This window comes from Haloferax sp. Atlit-10N (assembly GCF_003586325.1).
GTDB lineage: Archaea > Halobacteriota > Halobacteria > Halobacteriales > Haloferacaceae > Haloferax > Haloferax prahovense.
Genome location: NZ_PSYX01000001.1, coordinates 40,913 through 57,007, shown reverse-complemented (window position 1 = coordinate 57,007; position 16,095 = coordinate 40,913). Strand labels below are relative to the sequence as shown.

Below are 16,095 nucleotides of genomic sequence, written 5' to 3'. Positions count from 1 at the left end.
GAGCCGCGGGCTCAGCGTTCGGGGTGCGTCGCCGCGTCGAAGCCGCCGCGAACGAGCGGTTTGGCGATGTGTCGGCGGGCGCAGGGCGGCACCTCGTACCAGCCGAGTTCGAGGTCGCGGTCGACCGCCCGCTCGACTTTACCGGGCGCGTCGGTCCCGCAGTCGCGACACCGGTAGCCCTGATTCCGCCCGGCGCTTTTCATCGTCCGCCCGCAGTCGGGACAGACGGGCGTCGCGGGCTCCGTGTGCACGAGGTCGCGGACCGCGAACTTCTCCAGTTTGAGCGTCCCGTCTCCGACCTCGCCGCAGGCGGTGAGGGCGTCGCCGACACGGAGCGCCCGCACCCGGTTCCGGAAGCGCTTCGTCGGTTCGAAGGCGGCGACGGGAACCGAAGCGCCGCCCGCTTCGAGGTCGAAAAAGACGTGGCCGCCGGCGCGCGTCTCCGGGTCGGAGGCGACGGTGCCGGCGACCCGGTAGGCGCGGCCGTCGCGGAGGTCCGAGACGGCGCCGTCGCGGAGGTGCGCGTCGGTCCCCTGATTCGTGAGGAACGTCGCCGAGCGGTCGACGGGCTCGGAGGCGATGGCGGCGGCGACCTCGCGGACGGTGTCGGCGTCGTCGCCCCGGATGCCGTGGAGAATCGGTCCCGGCGCGTTCGGCACGCAGACGGCCTCGCCCTCCTCGCGGTCCACGGTGTCCCACGCGTCGGGGTACGCCGCGTCCGCGGCGTCGAAGACGGAGTCGAAGTCGACCTCGCGGGGCGTCCCGCAGCGGTGGAACTCGCGGTAGGAGATGTGTTCGTAGGTCCACTCGTCGAAGGCGGCCCACGCGCCGACGGCCGCGAGCGCGCCGATGCGCCCCCGCCCGCCGTGCCAACCCTCGGTCAGAAACCCGGAGCGCTCGGCGAGGTTGACCGCGGCGTCGAGGTCGTGGAAGTCGCGGACGGCGTCGCGGGCGAAGTCGGCGACGGCGGTCGAAACCGTGTCGGGCGACCCCGGCGCGACGACGAGGCCCGGACTGGTTCGGTCGTCGTCGAGGACGGCCCAGCGGTCGAGCTCGTCGCGGGCGACGTCGAGCGCCGCGCCCGCGGGGAGGTCGGCGTGAAGCGCCAGCGCCGCGTTCCCGCGGGTCTTGTGCTCGACCGCCGGGTTCAGCCGGACGAGGAGTCGCCGCTCGACGGTCCCGCCGCGGGCCTCGACTGCCTCGGCGACGAGCGTCGCCAGGTAGGTCGTACACATCCCGAGGGTGCGGGAGTCGGTGTCGTCGAGGCCGATGACGGTCATCGGCGGAGATTGCCGGAGGGCGCAGTAACGCCTTTCGGGTCGGTCGCGGCTATATAAATGCGGCATCGAGAAGGGATACACGTCGGCGAGGGCGTCGATACCGGGGAAAACGCTTTATGGGCCGAATCGCTTATTGCCCCCTATGTCCCGGTCAGCGCTGGTTGGTAATGTCGCCGCGATGCTCCAAGACGCGGGCTTCGTCGTGAGCGACCGCATCGCCATCCGGCCGAAGAGCTTCGACCTCGCCGCCCGGAGAGGTGAGGACCTGTTGCTCCTCAAGATACTGGGGAACATCGACGCGTTCGACGGCGTCACCGGCTCCGAGATGCGACGCCTCGGCTCGTACCTCGACGCCACGCCGTTGGTCGTCGGGCTTCGGACCCGAGACGAGGACCTCAAACCCGGAGTCGTCTACTTCCGTCACGGCGTGCCGGTGTTGAACCCCGACACCGCCATGGACCTGTTCGTCGAAGAGGTTCCCCCGCTCATCTACGCCGCCCCCGGCGGTCTGTACGTGAGCCTCGACGGCGACGTGCTCGCCGAAGAGCGGCAAGAACGCGGGTGGAGCCTCGGACAGCTCGCGACCGAGCTCGGCGTTTCGCGGCGCACCGTCTCGAAGTACGAAAACGGCATGAACGCGAGCATCGAAGTGGCGATTCACCTCGAAGAGCTGTTCGATCGTCCCTTCTCGAGCCCGGTCGACGTGCTCACGGGCGCGGAGGACGTGCGCGACGCCGAGCCGACTCCCGAAGACCCCGACGTGGACCCCGACGACGAACACGTTCTGTCGGTGTTGACGCGCGCCGGCTTCACCGTCCACCCGACCGCCCGCGCACCGTTCAAGGCCGTCAGCGAGGACGCCGGACGAAAGAAGGAGACGAACGTTCTCACGGGCCACTCGTCGTTCACCAGAAGCGCCGAAAAGCGCGCCCAAATCATGTCTTCGCTCGGCGAAATCACGCGGACGCGCTCGGTCTACTTCGTCGAGGAACAACAGAAACGCGAGTCGGTCGACGGAACCGGCATCGTCAGCTGCGAGGAACTCGCCGCCATCGACGACCCCGACGAGATTCGCGACCTGATTCGAGAGCGGACCCGCGACCCCGCAGAGAGCTAACCGGCGGGGTCGGGTGCTCGCCTCCGAGCAACTACCGTTATTCTCCTCGACAGCGTAGCGACTGTGATGTCGAAATCGAAGAGGACAACCGAGGGTGCGGGGACGAGTGAGGAGTCGCCGGCCGCCGTCGAAACGCTCGCGGCCGCGGTGTGGCGCGAGGCCGCGTCGTGGCCGGCGGTCGAGCGGACGGCGCTTTTCGGCTGCCCGTCGTTTCGGGCGAACGGGACGCTCTTCGCCGTCGTCTCGGAGCAGGGGCTCTCGCTCACGTCGCTGTCGGCCGAGTCGCGAGCGGCGGTCGCGAAACGACACCGCGTCCTGCCGTTCGAGGCGAACGGTCGAATCGTCGGGTCGTGGGCGACGGTCGATATCGAGCCGAGCCGAATCGCCGAACTCTCGGACGCGCTCCGCGCGAGCTACGAGACCGCGTGCGGTCGAAAACGAGAACAGTAAGCGGGAGCCCGACGGCCGCCGCGAAAGGGGAGGGGGTTACGCCGCCGAGCCGTAGGTCTCTTCGAGGTAGTCGACGATATCGTCGCTCTCGGGCATCCCCTCGACGCCGTGTTCCTCGTCGACGAGGACGGGGACGCCGGTCTGCCCGCTTACCGCTTCGACTTCCGTGCGCTCGGCGTGGGCGCTGGGAACCATCCGCGACTCGTATTCGAGGTCGAGTTCGGCGAGCTTGTTCTTCACCTTCGCGCAGTACGGACAGCCCTGCAGTTCGTAGAGGACGAGTTGAGACATCGCTCGGAGGTATGGAGTCCGAGCGGAAAAACGCGGCGGTGGTGTGTGTCGCGGACGCATCGGAGAGAAACGCACGCCTGCGGGGGAATCGAGCGGTCGCGGATCGGCGTCTCAGACCTGCGCTTGCAGCATCCCGGAGGTACGGATGACGAAGTAGAGGACGAACGCGGCTGCGAGCGTCCACTGCCCGACGCTGACCTCGTCGTACTCGCCGGCGGCGACCTTCACGAGCGGGTACGAGACGATACCCGCCGCGATGCCGTAGGCGATGGAGTACGTGAAGGGCATGACGAGGATGGTCATGCCGGCGGGGATGGTGAACGTGATGTCGTCCCACGCGATGTCGACGACGTTGCGGAGCATCACGACGCCGATGACGACGAGCGCGATGTGAGAGGCGTACTGCGGGATGGCCGTCGCGAGCGGGACGATGGCGAGCGAGCCGAGGAACAGGAGGGCGACGACGAGCGCGGTGAGGCCCGTGCGACCGCCCTCTTCGACGCCGGTGGCGGACTCGATGTAGGTCGTGACCGTCGAGGTCCCGAGCATCGCGCCAGCCGTGGTACCGACCGCGTCGGCCATGAGCGGCTTGTCGATGTCGGGGAGGTCGCCGTTGTCGTCGAGGAAGCCCCCGGCCTGCCCGACGCCGACGAGCGTGCCGGCGGTGTCGAAGAAGTCGACGAAGAAGAACGTGATGACGATAAGCGCGAAGCTGAACGCCTCGACGTTGCCGAAGCCGGAGATGAACGCGCCGGCGAGCGGCGTGATGTCGTAGGTTGCGGCACCTCCACCGGGCATAACGAGGTCAATAGCACCAAGGAGAGGGAGCGAAATCGTTGTCGTTGTTGTACCTGCGACCAGACCCGCATCAGGAGCAACGAATCCGAAGGCAGTAACAGCCCATCCGATAATCGCCGTGCCGGCGATGCCGATGATGATGGAACCGGGAACGTTCGCCGCGTAGAGCGCGAACGTCAAGAACAGGCCGACGATGGAGACGATGGCGACGGGGTTCGACGCGAGGTCACCCATCGTGATGAGCGTCGAGTTATCGTTGACGACGATGCCCATCGCCTGTAAGCCGATAATCGCCAAGAACAGTCCGATACCGGTCCCGACGGCCATCTTGACCGGTTCGGGGAACACCTTGATGATGGCTTCCCGCGCGCCGACGGCGGTGAGCGCGATGAAGATGATTCCCTCGACGAAGACGGCCGCGAGCGCCGTCTGCCACGGGACGCCTAACGCGCCGACGACGGTGAACGCGAAGAAGGCGTTCAGGCCGAGGCCCGGCGCTTGCGCGAAGGGTCGGTTGGCGTAGAACGCCATGACCGTGGTCGCGATGGCGGCCGCGAGGATGGTGACGACAGCGAGCATGGACTGGACCTCGCCCGGCGTGTACCCGGCGATGGCGATGCCGTCGACGCCCTCGATGTACGGTTGGTCTGTGAGAAGCGACGGGTTGACCACGACGATGTACGACATCGTGAGGAACGTCGTGATGCCCGCGAGAATCTCGGTCCTGACCGTGGACCCGTGTTTATGCACGTCGAAGTAGTTTGCGAGGGTTTCAGAGAGCCCCATGATGCACGACTAAGCATACCCACGATTGCACACATAAGCATTACCATCCTCCCGGGCAGAATTATCCACGAACGTGAGTTAAACAGCCCATTCAGCGTGAGAGAACGGCACATAAGTGCCTATTTTCCCACCATTTGTAAGTTGGCTAACGAGTTTAGAGCCGTTTATTCGAGCGGCCGCGGGGGAGCCTCAGTCGAAACTGCTCAGCGCGCCGACCGGGGCGTCGGTGAGTTCGCGGGCGCGGTTCGTCCCCTCGTCGCCGACGGCGATGAGCGCGAAGACGCCGGCGATGTCGGCGTCGGCCTGCAGCGCGATGTCCAAGAGGAGTTCCTGTGTCTCGCCCGAGCGGATGAGGTCGTCGACGACGAGGACGCGCTCGCCGTCGTCGATGGCGCTGGCGGGGAGGTAGTAGGTGAGTTCGATACCGGACGCGAGGCGCTGGCGCGACTCGATGAAGTCCTCGACGGCGGTCTCTTTCGACTTCTTCGCGTACGCGAGGCGCGCGCCGAAGTAGCTCGCCATCGCCGCGCCGAGGGTGATGCCGTCGGTCGCCGCGGTCAGAATCACGTCGGGGCGTTCGAGGTTCAGCGTGTTCGCCGCGACGGGCGCGACGAGGTCGAGGAACGACTGGTCGAAGACGACGCCGGAGTTGTCGACGTAGCCCTCGTCGTCGAATCGGACGCGGGCTTCGAGTTCGTCGGCGAGCGCGTCGCGGCCGACGCCCTCGACGACCTCCCGGGCGCGTTCGACTCCGGGCAGGACGTGCCCGTTGACGTAGCGGTTGAGGTCGCCGGCCGGCAGTCCCGTGAGTTCGGCCAGCTCGTCGTACGTCCGGGTCTCTTTGAGCATCCGGAGCACGGAGACAGCCTGCAACTGGAGTGCGGCCTTCTCTGCTCTGTTCATGCCTCCGCCTTCGTACTTGCACAAAAATGAATACTTCGATTGCCGATTCCGAGTGAATTAGTCACAAGCGTGTATTAGCGGTCGGCGTCAGCCAGCAGATCCTCGGCGGTGAGAAGCGACTCCAGTTCGATGTCGTGTTCGGCTAACAGCTCCGCTGCGCCCTCCTGTCGGTCCACGACGACGATGACGCGGTCGACGACCGCGCCGGCCTCGCGGAGCGCCTCCACGGCGTCGACGGCGCTCTGGCCGGTCGTCGCGATGTCTTCGAGGACGACGACCTCCTCGCCCTCGTCGAGCGCGCCCTCGATGCGCTTGGCCGTCCCGTACTCCTTCGCCTTCTTGCGGGCGATGACGTACGGCTTGTTCGTCTCGACCGCGGTCGCGGCCACGAGCGGGACCGCACCGAGCGCGACGCCAGCCAGTTTGTCGTCGTCCGCGACGCGCTCCGCGAACGCCTCGGCGATGAGCTTCAGACACCGGGGGTCGGTCTCGAAGAGGTACTTGTCCACGTAGTAGCTCGACGTGCCGCCGTGGGAGAGTTCGAACTCGCCGAACTGGACCGCGTCGGCGGCTCGAAGCGCCTCGATGAGTGCTGCGTTCGCCATCTTGTTTCGAGAGGGTTCAGGGAGGCGCTTAAGCGGGACGGTTCGGGGCGGTTCGGTCGCGCCGACCCACGCTACCGCGGCAATCGAGGCGAACCCCTACTTCCCGGTCTTCTTCGTCACGCGGAAGTCGCGGGGCGGGTCGAGGATTCCCGCGACCGTCCCCATCGAGTGGACGACGGTGACGACCGGCGCGAGCGGGACCGCGAGCGCCCACGAGAACTTGTCGCGGCCGTAGTAGACCACACCCCGGAGGTACCAGAACGCCGTGAGCGCGCCGAGCGCGAGCGACGCGAGCGCGAACAGGCCGCTGGCGACGAGGCCGACGCCGAGGACCGACAGGGGGACGGCGACGACCGTGACCACCGGCGAGAGCGCCCACGCGTAGTTGCGGACGCGAGTGAGAAGCTGGTAGTGAACCGGGAGCGCCGTCGCGGCGTCGAGATTGCCGGCGGCCCAGCGGCGGCGCTGTTGGAGAATCTCGGTGAGCGACGGCGGGGCCTCGTTGGCGCAGGTCGCCGTCGCGAGGTCGAAGGTGAAGTCGTCGAGTTCCTGTGCGGCCGCCCAGACGAACGCGGTGTCCTCGACGAGCGTCTCGCGGTCCCACGTGACCGCCTCTTCGACCTCTCGGCGGACGGCGATACCGCCGCCCCACGCGAACAGCGGAATCGAGAGGCGCGCGAAGGCGCGCTGTTCTATCTGGACGCCCATCCGGTAGACGTCGGCGAGGTAGGAAAACAGCGAGTCGGTCCGACGCGGCCGTTCGCGCAGTTGGACCACGTCGGAGCCGGGAAGCCCGTCGAACGACTCCAGCAGGCTGTCCTCGTCCAGGTAGAGGACGTACTCGCGGTCGGTTTCGAGGTTCCGCCGCGCCCACTCGATTGCGCGACCCTTCCGGACGGCGTCGCAGTCGAACTCGTCGGGGACGGCGTGGACCGCTGCGCCCGCGACGTCGATGTCGGTCTCGGCGACGACGTGGACCTCGTCGAATGACGCCGGAAGCGAGTCGACGGTCGATTGGACGATCGACTCGGCGTCGACGGTGAGGATGCGGACCTGAATCTCGTCGGGGCCGTACTCCGGGGCCGGGGGCTCGTAGCCCGCGCCGACGACGTAGGTGAGGACGACCCAGACGAGGGCCGTGAGAGTGAAAAGCGCCGTCGTTCCGACGACCAGCAGTTCGCCCGCGGCGGTCCAGTCGACCCCGCCGGGTGCGAGCCACGGCGCGGCCGTCCCGACGGCCGCGAGGACGGCCACGAGTCCACCGACGATGAGTGAGATGCGTTCTGTCTTCATCTGGCCGAGTCGCAACCGTCGGAGGGACTTGAACCGCGGCGTCCGTCCAGCGCAGTACGGGACGTTTGACTCGAATTATGCCGAGTTAATCGCGGTGTCTCGCGGTGATATCGGCTTCGTAACAGGAACGAGCGGGGACCGAAGGGACGGCGGCGAGAGCGACCGAGGGACCGGCCTCGTCGCCTTGCGCGCGTCGGTCGGCGACCCGTCGCGCGGACGCTCGACCGCCTACCACGGCTCGTTTTTCAGCCCGAGCAGGTACGCGCCGACGTTGGTGACGACGTGGAGCACGGGCGTCATCACGAGCACGACCGCGAGCACGGGCAGGGTGAACGTCGCCGAGAACCAGCCGGGTGCAGCGACGAGCGCGAGGACGAGCGCGCCGACGACGAAGTCGAGCTGGTCGAGACCGGGGAAGGCGGCACCGCGCTCCCGACCCGACCGACGCTTGAGGAACGACGCGCCGATGTCGCCGAGCATCGCGCCGAGCGCGAGGCCGAACCCGGCGGCGAGCGGGAACGTCGGGAGCGAGACGCCGAGCGCGCCCGAGACCGCGGGCGCGGCGGCGTTGAGGACGACGGCGAGGAGCGTCCCGGCCAGCGTCCCGGCGGCGGTGCCGCGCCACGTCTTTCCGTCCCCGAGGACGCGCCGACCGCCCCACATGCGCCCGCCGTCGATGGGGCGGCCACCGCCCGCGAGGACGGCGGCGTTGTTCGGCACGTACGCGGGCAACATCGCCCAGAAGGCGGTGGCGACGAGAGAGACGACCATACCGACCCGTCGGCGGCGAAGAATGTAAGTTCCGACGGTTCGTCGCCGTTCGAAGCGCCGGAGTCGTTCGATTTCGCGTCCGAACCGATGATAACCCTCAATAGCTGAGGGTCGTAATCGTTCGTTATGATTCCGCCCATCGCGAGCAGGTTCGTCGCGGGGGAGTCCGCGGCGGGAGCGCTCGACCACGCCCGACGGATGAACGACGACGGCGTGGCGGTCATCCTCAACCTCCTCGGGGAGCACTACGCGGAGCGCGGCCCCGCGGACGAGGACGCGGCGGCGTACGTCAGCCTCGTCGAGGACATCGCCTCGGCCGGCATCGACGCCTGCGTGTCGGTCAAGCCCTCCCAAATCGGTCTCGACGCGGGCGACCACGTGTTCGAAGAGAACTACCGGCGCATCGCCGAGGCGGCGGACGAACACGGCGTCTTCCTGTGGTGCGACATGGAGGACCACGAGACGACAGACGTGACCCTCGACGCCTTCGAGGAACTCGCCCGCGAGTTCGACGGCGGGATGGGGCTGTGCGTGCAGGCGAACCTCAAGCGCACCCCCGAAGACCTCGAACGCCTCGCCGACGTGCCGGGGAAGATTCGCCTCGTCAAGGGCGCGTACGACGAACCCGCCGCGGTCGCCCACAAGCAGAAATCGGCGGTCAACGAGGCGTACAAGGAGCTCCTCGCGTACCTGTTTCGGGAGTACGACGGCGGCATCGCGGTCGGCAGCCACGACCCCGAGATGATAGCCTACGCCCGGGACCTCGGCGCGGAGTACGACCGCGACTACGAGGTGCAGATGCTCATGGGCGTGCGCGAGGACGCCCAGCGCGAACTCGCCGCCAAGGGCGTCGAAGTATGGCAGTACGCGCCCTACGGCGACAAGTGGGTCTCGTACTTCTACCGCCGGGTCCGCGAGCGCAAGGAAAACGCCCTGTTCGCACTCCGGGCGGTCGTCGGCGTCTGAGAGAGCGATGGGGTGCGGGTACGCCCCCGTCCCGCACTAGAAATCCCCTTATGCCCGCGGGTTCACGTACCCGATATCAATGTCCTCGTGGAGACGCGACTTCGCCAGCGGCCTCGTGGTCCTCGTTCCGCTCATCGTCATCCTGTACGTCCTCTCCATTCTGTACGGCGCAATCGTCCGCATACCGGGAGTTGACCGCCTGTTGGAGTTTCCGGAGCCGTACACCTACCTCTCGGAGGTGTTCGGGTTCTTCGTCGCCATCATCATCTTCCTGTTGTTGGTCCTCTCAGTCGGCTACCTGATGCGGACGACGGCCGGTCGCCTGCTCGAATCCGGCCTCGACGCCGCCATGAACAAGGTCCCGCTCGTTCGCGTTATCTACAACGCTTCTAAGCTCGCGGTCGAAACCGCCCTCACTGGTACCGAAGACCTCCAGAAGCCGGTCCGTCTCGAAACGTGGCCGGGCATCCGCATGACCGCGTTCAAGACCGGGAAGACGACCAAAGACGGCAAGGAGATCGTCTTCATGCCGACCGCGCCGAACATCACCACCGGGTTCGTGATGGAAGTCGACCCCGAAGACATCGAAGAGACCGGCGAGAAGGTCGAAGAGGCCCTCACGCGCGTCCTCTCGGCCGGGTTCGCAGAACAGGACCACGTGGACGAGTTCAACATCGAAGTGACCGAAGAGTCCGGCGACGGGCGAGTCCCCAGCAACGAGTAAGGATTCGGCGGCGGCGGTCGTCGCTATCGGGCCGTGGCGGTACAGTGACGTGAAAAGGGAGCTCGTTTTCGCGGGCGTCTACTGCTCGTCGACGTAGGTGAACCACTCTTCGTGGTCGTCGGTGCGGCGCTCCACGAGGTCGAAGAAGGCGGACTGCAGCTCCTCCGTGACCGGGCCGCGAGTGCCCTCGCCGATGACGACGTTGTCGACCTTGCGGATGGGAGTCACTTCGGCGGCGCTGCCGGTGAAGAACAGCTCGTCGGCCGTGTTGAGTTCGCCGCGGCTGATGGTCGCGCTGTCGTCGACCTCGTAGCCGCGCTCGCGGGCGAGCGTGATGACGGTGTCGCGGGTGATGCCGTCGAGGATGCTCTGGGAGAGCCCGGGGGTGTAGAGCTTCCCGTCGCGGACCATGAAGATGTTCTCGCCGGGACCCTCTGCGACGTTGCCCTCCTTGTTCAGGACGATGGCTTCGACGTAGCCGTTGCGGCGGGCTTCCTCGCCCGCGAGCATGGAGTTCACGTAGAGCCCGGTCGTCTTCGCGTTCGTCGGAATCTGGCTGGAGGCGTGCTTGCGCCACGACGAGACCATCACGTCGACGCCGTTTTCGAGCGCGTCCTCGCCGAGGTAGGTCCCCCACGGCCACGCCGCGATGGCGACCTCAGTCGGGTTGTCCTTGGGGCTGACGCCGAGCGAGTCGTAGCCGTAGAAGGCGATGGGGCGGATGTATCCGCCGTCGAGGTCGTTGCGGCGGATGACCTCCAGCGTCGCCTCGGTGAGTTCCTCGCGCGTGTACGGAATCTCCATGTCGTAGGGCTTCGCGGACTGATAGAGCCGTTCGAGGTGTTCCTCCCAACGGAAGATGGCCGGGCCGCGGTCGGTGTCGTAGGCGCGAACGCCCTCGAAGACGCCCGTCCCGTAGTGGAGTCCGTGGGTGAGGACGTGCACCGTCGCGTCCTCCCAGTCCTTGTACTCTCCACTCTGCCAAATCGTCGAGACATCCATCTCGTCAAATCCCATGTAGTGGCCTTCGGTGGCCCCCCTCTAAAATCATGACGACCCGACCACCGCGTCCCCCGCGGTTTTGTCCGCGGGCCGTCATGACGGGGTATGAGCCTCGAATCCGTCGCCGTCACGGGCGGGACCGGAAACCTCGGGCCGACCGTCGTCGCCCACCTCCGCGCGAGCGGCTACACCGTCACGAACTGCTCGCGGCACAGCGAGTCGTCGCTCGCGGACCACGACTACCGCGTGAGCGCGCTCGACCCGGGCGACCTCACCGCGGCGCTCAGCGACGTCGACGCCGACGCAGTCGTCCATCTCGGAACCATCTCGACGCCGACGAACGACCCCGGCCACCGCGTCTTCGAGAGCAACGTCCAGTCGACCTACGTCGTCCTCGAAGTCGCCGCCGCGCTCGGCATCGACCGCGTGGTCGCCGCCTCCAGCATGAGCGCCATCGGCGGGAGCTTCGAACCCGACCCCGCTCGAATCGACTTCCTCCCGGTCGACGAGACCCACCGCGCGACGCCCTCGAACCCCTACGGCCTCGGGAAGTACGTCGCCGAGCAGACCGCCGCGGGGGTCGTCCGCCGCGACGACGCACCCGAGACGGTCGCCAGCCTCCGATTCCCGTGGATGCCGAGTGAAGAAGAGGCCCGCCGGACCTTCGCCGAGGCCGACCGCTCGCTGTCGGGACTGCGGGACGCCGGGCACTTCCACACCGCGCGCAACACGCTCTTTTCGTACCTCGGCAGAGAGGACGCCGCGCGGCTCGTCCGCCGGGCGCTCGAAGCCGACTTCGCGGGCCACGAGGTGTTCTGGGCCGCGGCCGCCGACACCTCGACGACCGTCGAGTCAGAGACAGTCGCCCGCGAGGTCTACCCCGGCGCGGAGGTCAGAGCGCCGCTTTCGGACCACGAGGCGCTCGTTTCGACCGAGAAGGCAAAGCGACTGCTCGGCTGGGAACCGACGTGGTCGTGGCGCGACGGGCGCGCGTGAGAAGGTAAATCGGGGCGGACCCCCCCGATCGCTCAGACGAGTTCGTCGATGAGGCCGTCGCCGTCGACGAAGGCGAAGCCGTGTCGGTCGGCGTAGTCGCGGGCGGCGTCCTTCGAGAGGGCCGCGCCGGTCTCGTCGTCGAGCATCTCGCAGACGACGACCGCCGGCGGGATACCCGCCTCGTCGGCCATCGCGAGGCCGAGTTCAGTGTGGCCCTGCCGGTCAGAAAGCAGGTTCGGCGCGCCGCGGAGCAGGTGGACGTGGCCGGGCGCACGGAACTCGCCGCCGAAGTCGTCGGCGTCGTACTCGCCGGCGCGGGCGGCCTCGGCGACGGGTGCGAGTCGAGAGATGGTCATCGCGCGGTCGCGGTCGGTGATGCCCGTAAACGAGTCGCGGTGGTTCACCGTGAACGAAAACGACGACCGAGAGTCGTAGGCGAGGTCGTGAGACGACGCGGCCGGGTGGTCGAGCACGTCGTCCATGAACGGGAGGCCGAGGGATTCTGACACGTCGTTCGGGAGGGCGACGCAGACGAGGCCGCCGGCGTCGTTGCGCATCCGGGCCACGTCGGCCGGACGGACCGCGCCCGCGGGGTAGACGAGGTCGGTCTCCCCCTCGCGGTCGTCGAAGTCGTGGACGAGCACCGGTTCGCCGGCGCGGAAGGCGTCGAGAACGCGCGAGACGGCGTCGAAGTCGCCGGTCGACTCGGCGGTGCGGCTCATTCGTAATCCGCCTCCTCGACGCGGACCGTGACCTCGTCGTCGTCGTCGAGGTCGAGTTCGTCGCGGAGCTTATCGGGCGCGATTATCTCCAGTTGCGACTCGTCGTGGTGGGTTCGCTCGGGGACGATGATGTGGACCGGTTCGTAGGACTCGTCGCCGACCGCGACGGAGGCGGCGTAACACGTCGCCGGGCCGAAGGTGCGTTCGTCGTCTTCCCAGCCGTCTATCGGGACCGCGTCGAGGGCGGTCATGCCGGCGCGAGCGCGGACCGCGTCGTCGTCGAGGCGGACGTTCAGCGTGCCGGGGAACGGCTCGTAGCCGAGCCGGTCTCTGAACTGCTCCATGTAGCCCGAAAGCGAGATGTAGTGGCGACCCTCGCCCATCCCGCCGGTGACCTCGCCGTCGAGGACGACAACCGAGGGCGTCTCGAAGATGCGTCGGTAGTCGGCGTACTCCTGTCTGAGCGCGGACTCCCCCGCGTCGGTGATGGTTATCCACTGGCCGTCGGCGACGACCTCGCGGTCGACGAAGTCGGCTTCTTCGAGGCGCTGGAGGCGACGAGAGGCCGTCTGGTTCGACACGTCGAGTCGGTTCGCGACGCCGGAACAGGAGAGCTTGACCGGGCCGGAGCGCCCGCCGTCGAGCGCGACGAGTTTGAGCGTGGCCAACTCGTCGTACCCGACCGCCGCGGCGACTGCCGATTCTGACATACCTCTCGCTTCGAACGCGCTCCCCATAAGCGTATCGTAAGTGAGATGCGCTCCAATAGTGAGATAGTCAGAGAAGGAACGACCGGTGGACGCGACCGCCGTGGATACGCGACAGTTCCAATCGCGAACGGGTAAGTCCGTCGGTCAGTCTACCGCGTCGAGAAGGGCGTGTTCGGCGGGCGCGCGGTCAAGTCTCTCGGTTCGACGAGAGCGGCACCGGCCGCTGGGTCGGTGTGACGGTGTGGGTGTGTGGTGGTGGAGAGTGTGGGTGTGATGGAGAGTGGCGGTGAGTGTGTGATGCCACGAGCTCCGGGCCGTCGGGCCAGCGACCGAATCGCAACCTCAGGGAGACGACGCTCGCCGCTCGGTGCTGACCTGTGAGATACCCGCGTTCGCCGAGCAACTGGGACACGCGTACACGTTGCCGTCCTCGTCGCCGAAGACGCGGACGAAGTTGTTCGACACGAACGCATCGCAGTGGTTGCATTGACTCATGGGTGGGGTGGTGAGAGCGGCGGGTCGCCGCCCGTGATTTGAATGTCGTCCGCTTACGATATACCACTATTACCTAACTGGTAAGGTATCGGAGCGAGCGGCGGGAAGACTACCCCGTCAACCGGGGAAACGAGCGTCACCGTTCGATGCGGCGCGCGGTCGCTCGAACGGTTCGGAAAGGCCTTTAGCCGCCTATCGAGAATCCGCGTACATGTTCAGACAGTTCCGTGAGGAGGTCGAGACGGCGCTCTCTGCGGCGCTCTCGTCGCTCGACCTTCCCACCGACGACCTCGGGGTCGAGGAACCGCCGGAGGACGTACCCGCGACGCTCGCCTCCAGCGTCGCCTTCAGACTCGCCGGGGTCGTCGGCGCGCCGCCGCCGAAGATCGCCGTCGACATCGCAGATGAACTCTCCGTCGAGGGCTACGACTACCTCGCCGCGGTCGACACGCAGGGCCCGTACGTCAACTTCCACGTCTCCGACGCCTACTACGACGACACCCTCGAAGCCGCCGCGGCCGACGAGGAGTACGGTCGCCTGCCCGCGACCGGCGACAGCGTCGTCGTCGAGCACACGAGCGCGAACCCGACCGGCCCGGTCCACGTCGGTCGCACCCGTAACCCGGTCATCGGCGACGCCGTCGCCAACCTGCTCGACTTCGCCGGCAACGACGTCGACCGCCACTACTACGTGAACGACGCCGGCCGCCAGATGGCCGTCTTCACGTGGGCCTACGAGACGTTCGACGAAGCGGAGCTCGACAGCGAACCCGCGCGCGAGCGCGTCGAGTACGACCTCGTTCGCTACTACCGCAAGGGCAACGCGTTCCTCGAAGAGGCCGACCCCGAGGAAGTCGAGCAGGCGGAAGCGGAAATTACCGAGATTCTCCAGGGCATCGAGGAGGGCGACGAGGAGACCTACGCCCGCGTCGAGACCGTGGTAGACCAGGTGCTCGGCGGCATGCGCGAGTGTCTCGAACGCCTCCCCGCGGAGTTCGACGAGTTCGTCAAGGAGACGCGGTTCATGTTCGACGGGAGCACCCGCGACCTCGCCGAGCGCCTCAAGGAGACCGACCACGCCGTCTACGAGGAAGACGCGTGGCAACTCGAACTCGAGGACTACGGCTTCGAGAAGAACCTCGTGTTCCTCCGGTCGGACGACACCTCGCTGTACACGACGCGTGACCTCGCTCACCACGAGTGGAAGTTCGACAACTACGACCGCGCCGTGACCGTCCTCGGCGAGGACCACAAGCTCCAGTCCGGACAGCTCCGCGCCGCGCTGGACATCCTCGGCAACGACGTGGACAAACTGGAGAACGTCATCTACTCGTGGGTCAACCTCCCCGGCGGCGAGACGATGTCCACCCGCAAGGGGACGGGCGTCATGCTCGACGACCTCCTCGACGAGGCCATCGACCGCGCCCGCGACGAGGTCGAGACCCGCCTCGAAGGCCGCACTCGCGACGACGACCTCGGCGAGGCCGACATCGACCGCATCGCCCGGCAGGTCGGCATCGGCGCGGTCCGCTACGACATCGTCTCCAAACAGCCCACGAAGACCATCACCTTCGAGTGGGACCAGGCGCTCAACTTCGAGGCGCAGTCCGCGCCGTACATCCAGTACGTCCACGCGCGCTGTTGCGGCATCGCCGACGAGGCGGCCGCCGCCGGCCTCGACGCGAGCGAGGTCGACCCGACCGTGCTGACGACCGACGCCGAGCGCGACCTGCTGGCGACCATCGCGCGGTTCCCCGCCGTCGTCGAGGCCGCGGCCGACGACCTCGAACCCCACACCGTGGCGACGTTCGCCCGCGAGCTCGCCGAGGTGTTCAACACCTTCTACCGCGAGTGCCCCGTGCTCGACGCCGACGAGGAGGTCGGCGCGGCCCGCCTCGCGCTCGTTGAGGCCTCGCGGAACGCGGTGGCGAACGCACTCGCTATCGTGGGCGTGGAAGCGCCCGAGTCGATGTGACCGCGGGCTGAGCGAGTTCTTCGGAGACGGCTTTTTTCCGGCGGTTCAGAAGAAAAGCGGGAGTACCGCGGCCCCCGAGATGAGCGACCCGCCGACCGAGAAGACGACGGCGGCACCGCTGCCGAGCGCGAGGACGAGAAACAGGACTATCCACCAGAAGGGAACGGACTCAGAGTCTGCCATAGAGGGCTTTCCGCAGACGCGAGTAAAA

General features: G+C 67.4%; 18 protein-coding genes. 6 read left to right on the top strand and 12 right to left on the bottom strand.

The window, feature by feature from the left end:
- Positions 1-11: 11 nt before the first annotated feature.
- A complete protein-coding gene (locus C5B91_RS00280) occupies positions 12-1,280 on the bottom strand; it encodes a tRNA(Ile)(2)-agmatinylcytidine synthase (protein ID WP_115818937.1) in 1,269 nt (422 codons plus the stop codon).
- A 142-nt stretch (positions 1,281-1,422) separates the two neighbouring features.
- On the opposite strand from C5B91_RS00280, the gene C5B91_RS00275 reads away from it, so the two are divergent.
- Positions 1,423-2,397 (top strand): transcriptional regulator, encoded by a 975-nt coding sequence (locus C5B91_RS00275; RefSeq protein WP_004973594.1) that lies wholly within the window; start codon positions 1,423-1,425, stop codon positions 2,395-2,397.
- 66 nt (positions 2,398-2,463) lie between these two features.
- On the top strand, positions 2,464-2,847 hold the full coding sequence (locus C5B91_RS00270) for a hypothetical protein (protein ID WP_008091475.1): 384 nt from the start codon (positions 2,464-2,466) through the stop codon (positions 2,845-2,847).
- A 36-nt stretch (positions 2,848-2,883) separates the two neighbouring features.
- On the opposite strand, the gene C5B91_RS00265 is transcribed toward C5B91_RS00270, so the two are convergent.
- The 6 genes from C5B91_RS00265 to C5B91_RS00240 form a co-directional block, all read right to left on the bottom strand.
- The gene (locus tag C5B91_RS00265; protein ID WP_008091473.1) at positions 2,884-3,138 is read right to left on the bottom strand and encodes a glutathione S-transferase N-terminal domain-containing protein; all 255 of its coding nucleotides are present in this window, start codon (positions 3,136-3,138) and stop codon (positions 2,884-2,886) included.
- Positions 3,139-3,249: 111 nt separating this feature from the next.
- Positions 3,250-4,722, bottom strand: coding sequence for an NCS2 family permease (locus C5B91_RS00260; protein ID WP_049968006.1), 1,473 nt, complete (start codon positions 4,720-4,722; stop codon positions 3,250-3,252).
- Between the two features lie 189 nt (positions 4,723-4,911).
- Complete coding sequence (locus C5B91_RS00255; RefSeq protein ID WP_004969046.1) at positions 4,912-5,625, bottom strand: phosphoribosyltransferase family protein; 714 nt, start codon at positions 5,623-5,625, stop codon at positions 4,912-4,914.
- 74 nt (positions 5,626-5,699) lie between these two features.
- The gene (pyrE, locus tag C5B91_RS00250) at positions 5,700-6,230 is read right to left on the bottom strand and encodes an orotate phosphoribosyltransferase (RefSeq protein ID WP_004973603.1); all 531 of its coding nucleotides are present in this window, start codon (positions 6,228-6,230) and stop codon (positions 5,700-5,702) included.
- Positions 6,231-6,326: 96 nt separating this feature from the next.
- Positions 6,327-7,523 (bottom strand): glycosyltransferase family 2 protein, encoded by a 1,197-nt coding sequence (locus tag C5B91_RS00245; RefSeq protein WP_008091467.1) that lies wholly within the window; start codon positions 7,521-7,523, stop codon positions 6,327-6,329.
- Between the two features lie 228 nt (positions 7,524-7,751).
- Positions 7,752-8,294, bottom strand: coding sequence for a CDP-2,3-bis-(O-geranylgeranyl)-sn-glycerol synthase (locus C5B91_RS00240; RefSeq protein ID WP_115818936.1), 543 nt, complete (start codon positions 8,292-8,294; stop codon positions 7,752-7,754).
- A 126-nt stretch (positions 8,295-8,420) separates the two neighbouring features.
- Here C5B91_RS00240 and C5B91_RS00235 point away from each other — a divergent pair, with 126 nt between their 5' ends.
- Positions 8,421-9,260, top strand: coding sequence for a proline dehydrogenase family protein (locus C5B91_RS00235; protein ID WP_115818935.1), 840 nt, complete (start codon positions 8,421-8,423; stop codon positions 9,258-9,260).
- 79 nt (positions 9,261-9,339) lie between these two features.
- On the top strand, positions 9,340-9,984 hold the full coding sequence (locus C5B91_RS00230) for a DUF502 domain-containing protein (protein WP_008091463.1): 645 nt from the start codon (positions 9,340-9,342) through the stop codon (positions 9,982-9,984).
- A gap of 78 nt (positions 9,985-10,062) precedes the next feature.
- Here the strand turns inward: C5B91_RS00230 and C5B91_RS00225 are convergent, their stop codons facing one another.
- Positions 10,063-11,001, bottom strand: coding sequence for a branched-chain amino acid transaminase (locus C5B91_RS00225; protein WP_008091462.1), 939 nt, complete (start codon positions 10,999-11,001; stop codon positions 10,063-10,065).
- Positions 11,002-11,091: 90 nt separating this feature from the next.
- Here C5B91_RS00225 and C5B91_RS00220 point away from each other — a divergent pair, with 90 nt between their 5' ends.
- Positions 11,092-11,982: an NAD(P)-dependent oxidoreductase gene (locus C5B91_RS00220; protein WP_008091460.1), complete on the top strand. Its 891-nt coding sequence runs from the start codon at positions 11,092-11,094 to the stop codon at positions 11,980-11,982.
- Positions 11,983-12,014: 32 nt separating this feature from the next.
- Here C5B91_RS00220 and ribB read toward each other — a convergent pair whose 3' ends face one another.
- From ribB to C5B91_RS22230, 3 genes are all read right to left on the bottom strand, one after another.
- Entirely contained in the window at positions 12,015-12,704 is a 690-nt protein-coding gene (ribB, locus tag C5B91_RS00215) for a 3,4-dihydroxy-2-butanone-4-phosphate synthase (protein WP_008091458.1), read from the bottom strand.
- Positions 12,701-13,441 (bottom strand): DUF120 domain-containing protein, encoded by a 741-nt coding sequence (locus C5B91_RS00210; RefSeq protein ID WP_181950690.1) that lies wholly within the window; start codon positions 13,439-13,441, stop codon positions 12,701-12,703. The genes ribB and C5B91_RS00210 overlap by 4 nt, the downstream gene beginning before the upstream one ends.
- 315 nt (positions 13,442-13,756) lie before the next feature.
- A complete protein-coding gene (locus tag C5B91_RS22230; RefSeq protein WP_181950689.1) occupies positions 13,757-13,909 on the bottom strand; it encodes a hypothetical protein in 153 nt (50 codons plus the stop codon).
- 211 nt (positions 13,910-14,120) lie between these two features.
- Between C5B91_RS22230 and argS the strand changes: the two genes are divergently transcribed.
- Positions 14,121-15,884: an arginine--tRNA ligase gene (gene argS / locus C5B91_RS00205; RefSeq protein ID WP_008091452.1), complete on the top strand. Its 1,764-nt coding sequence runs from the start codon at positions 14,121-14,123 to the stop codon at positions 15,882-15,884.
- Positions 15,885-15,929: 45 nt separating this feature from the next.
- Here the strand turns inward: argS and C5B91_RS22225 are convergent, their stop codons facing one another.
- Positions 15,930-16,067, bottom strand: coding sequence for a hypothetical protein (locus C5B91_RS22225; protein WP_008091450.1), 138 nt, complete (start codon positions 16,065-16,067; stop codon positions 15,930-15,932).
- Positions 16,068-16,095 lie beyond the last annotated feature (28 nt).

Coding starts and splice junctions, on each gene's coding strand:
- C5B91_RS00280 (WP_115818937.1), bottom strand. CDS start 1,280: ATGACCGTCATCGGCCTCGACGACACCGACTCCCGCACCCTCGGGATG.
- C5B91_RS00275 (WP_004973594.1), top strand. CDS start 1,423: ATGTCCCGGTCAGCGCTGGTTGGTAATGTCGCCGCGATGCTCCAAGAC.
- C5B91_RS00270 (WP_008091475.1), top strand. CDS start 2,464: ATGTCGAAATCGAAGAGGACAACCGAGGGTGCGGGGACGAGTGAGGAG.
- C5B91_RS00265 (WP_008091473.1), bottom strand. CDS start 3,138: ATGTCTCAACTCGTCCTCTACGAACTGCAGGGCTGTCCGTACTGCGCG.
- C5B91_RS00260 (WP_049968006.1), bottom strand. CDS start 4,722: ATGGGGCTCTCTGAAACCCTCGCAAACTACTTCGACGTGCATAAACAC.
- C5B91_RS00255 (WP_004969046.1), bottom strand. CDS start 5,625: ATGAACAGAGCAGAGAAGGCCGCACTCCAGTTGCAGGCTGTCTCCGTG.
- pyrE (WP_004973603.1), bottom strand. CDS start 6,230: ATGGCGAACGCAGCACTCATCGAGGCGCTTCGAGCCGCCGACGCGGTC.
- C5B91_RS00245 (WP_008091467.1), bottom strand. CDS start 7,523: ATGAAGACAGAACGCATCTCACTCATCGTCGGTGGACTCGTGGCCGTC.
- C5B91_RS00240 (WP_115818936.1), bottom strand. CDS start 8,294: ATGGTCGTCTCTCTCGTCGCCACCGCCTTCTGGGCGATGTTGCCCGCG.
- C5B91_RS00235 (WP_115818935.1), top strand. CDS start 8,421: ATGATTCCGCCCATCGCGAGCAGGTTCGTCGCGGGGGAGTCCGCGGCG.
- C5B91_RS00230 (WP_008091463.1), top strand. CDS start 9,340: ATGTCCTCGTGGAGACGCGACTTCGCCAGCGGCCTCGTGGTCCTCGTT.
- C5B91_RS00225 (WP_008091462.1), bottom strand. CDS start 11,001: ATGGGATTTGACGAGATGGATGTCTCGACGATTTGGCAGAGTGGAGAG.
- C5B91_RS00220 (WP_008091460.1), top strand. CDS start 11,092: ATGAGCCTCGAATCCGTCGCCGTCACGGGCGGGACCGGAAACCTCGGG.
- ribB (WP_008091458.1), bottom strand. CDS start 12,704: ATGAGCCGCACCGCCGAGTCGACCGGCGACTTCGACGCCGTCTCGCGC.
- C5B91_RS00210 (WP_181950690.1), bottom strand. CDS start 13,441: ATGGGGAGCGCGTTCGAAGCGAGAGGTATGTCAGAATCGGCAGTCGCC.
- C5B91_RS22230 (WP_181950689.1), bottom strand. CDS start 13,909: ATGAGTCAATGCAACCACTGCGATGCGTTCGTGTCGAACAACTTCGTC.
- argS (WP_008091452.1), top strand. CDS start 14,121: ATGTTCAGACAGTTCCGTGAGGAGGTCGAGACGGCGCTCTCTGCGGCG.
- C5B91_RS22225 (WP_008091450.1), bottom strand. CDS start 16,067: ATGGCAGACTCTGAGTCCGTTCCCTTCTGGTGGATAGTCCTGTTTCTC.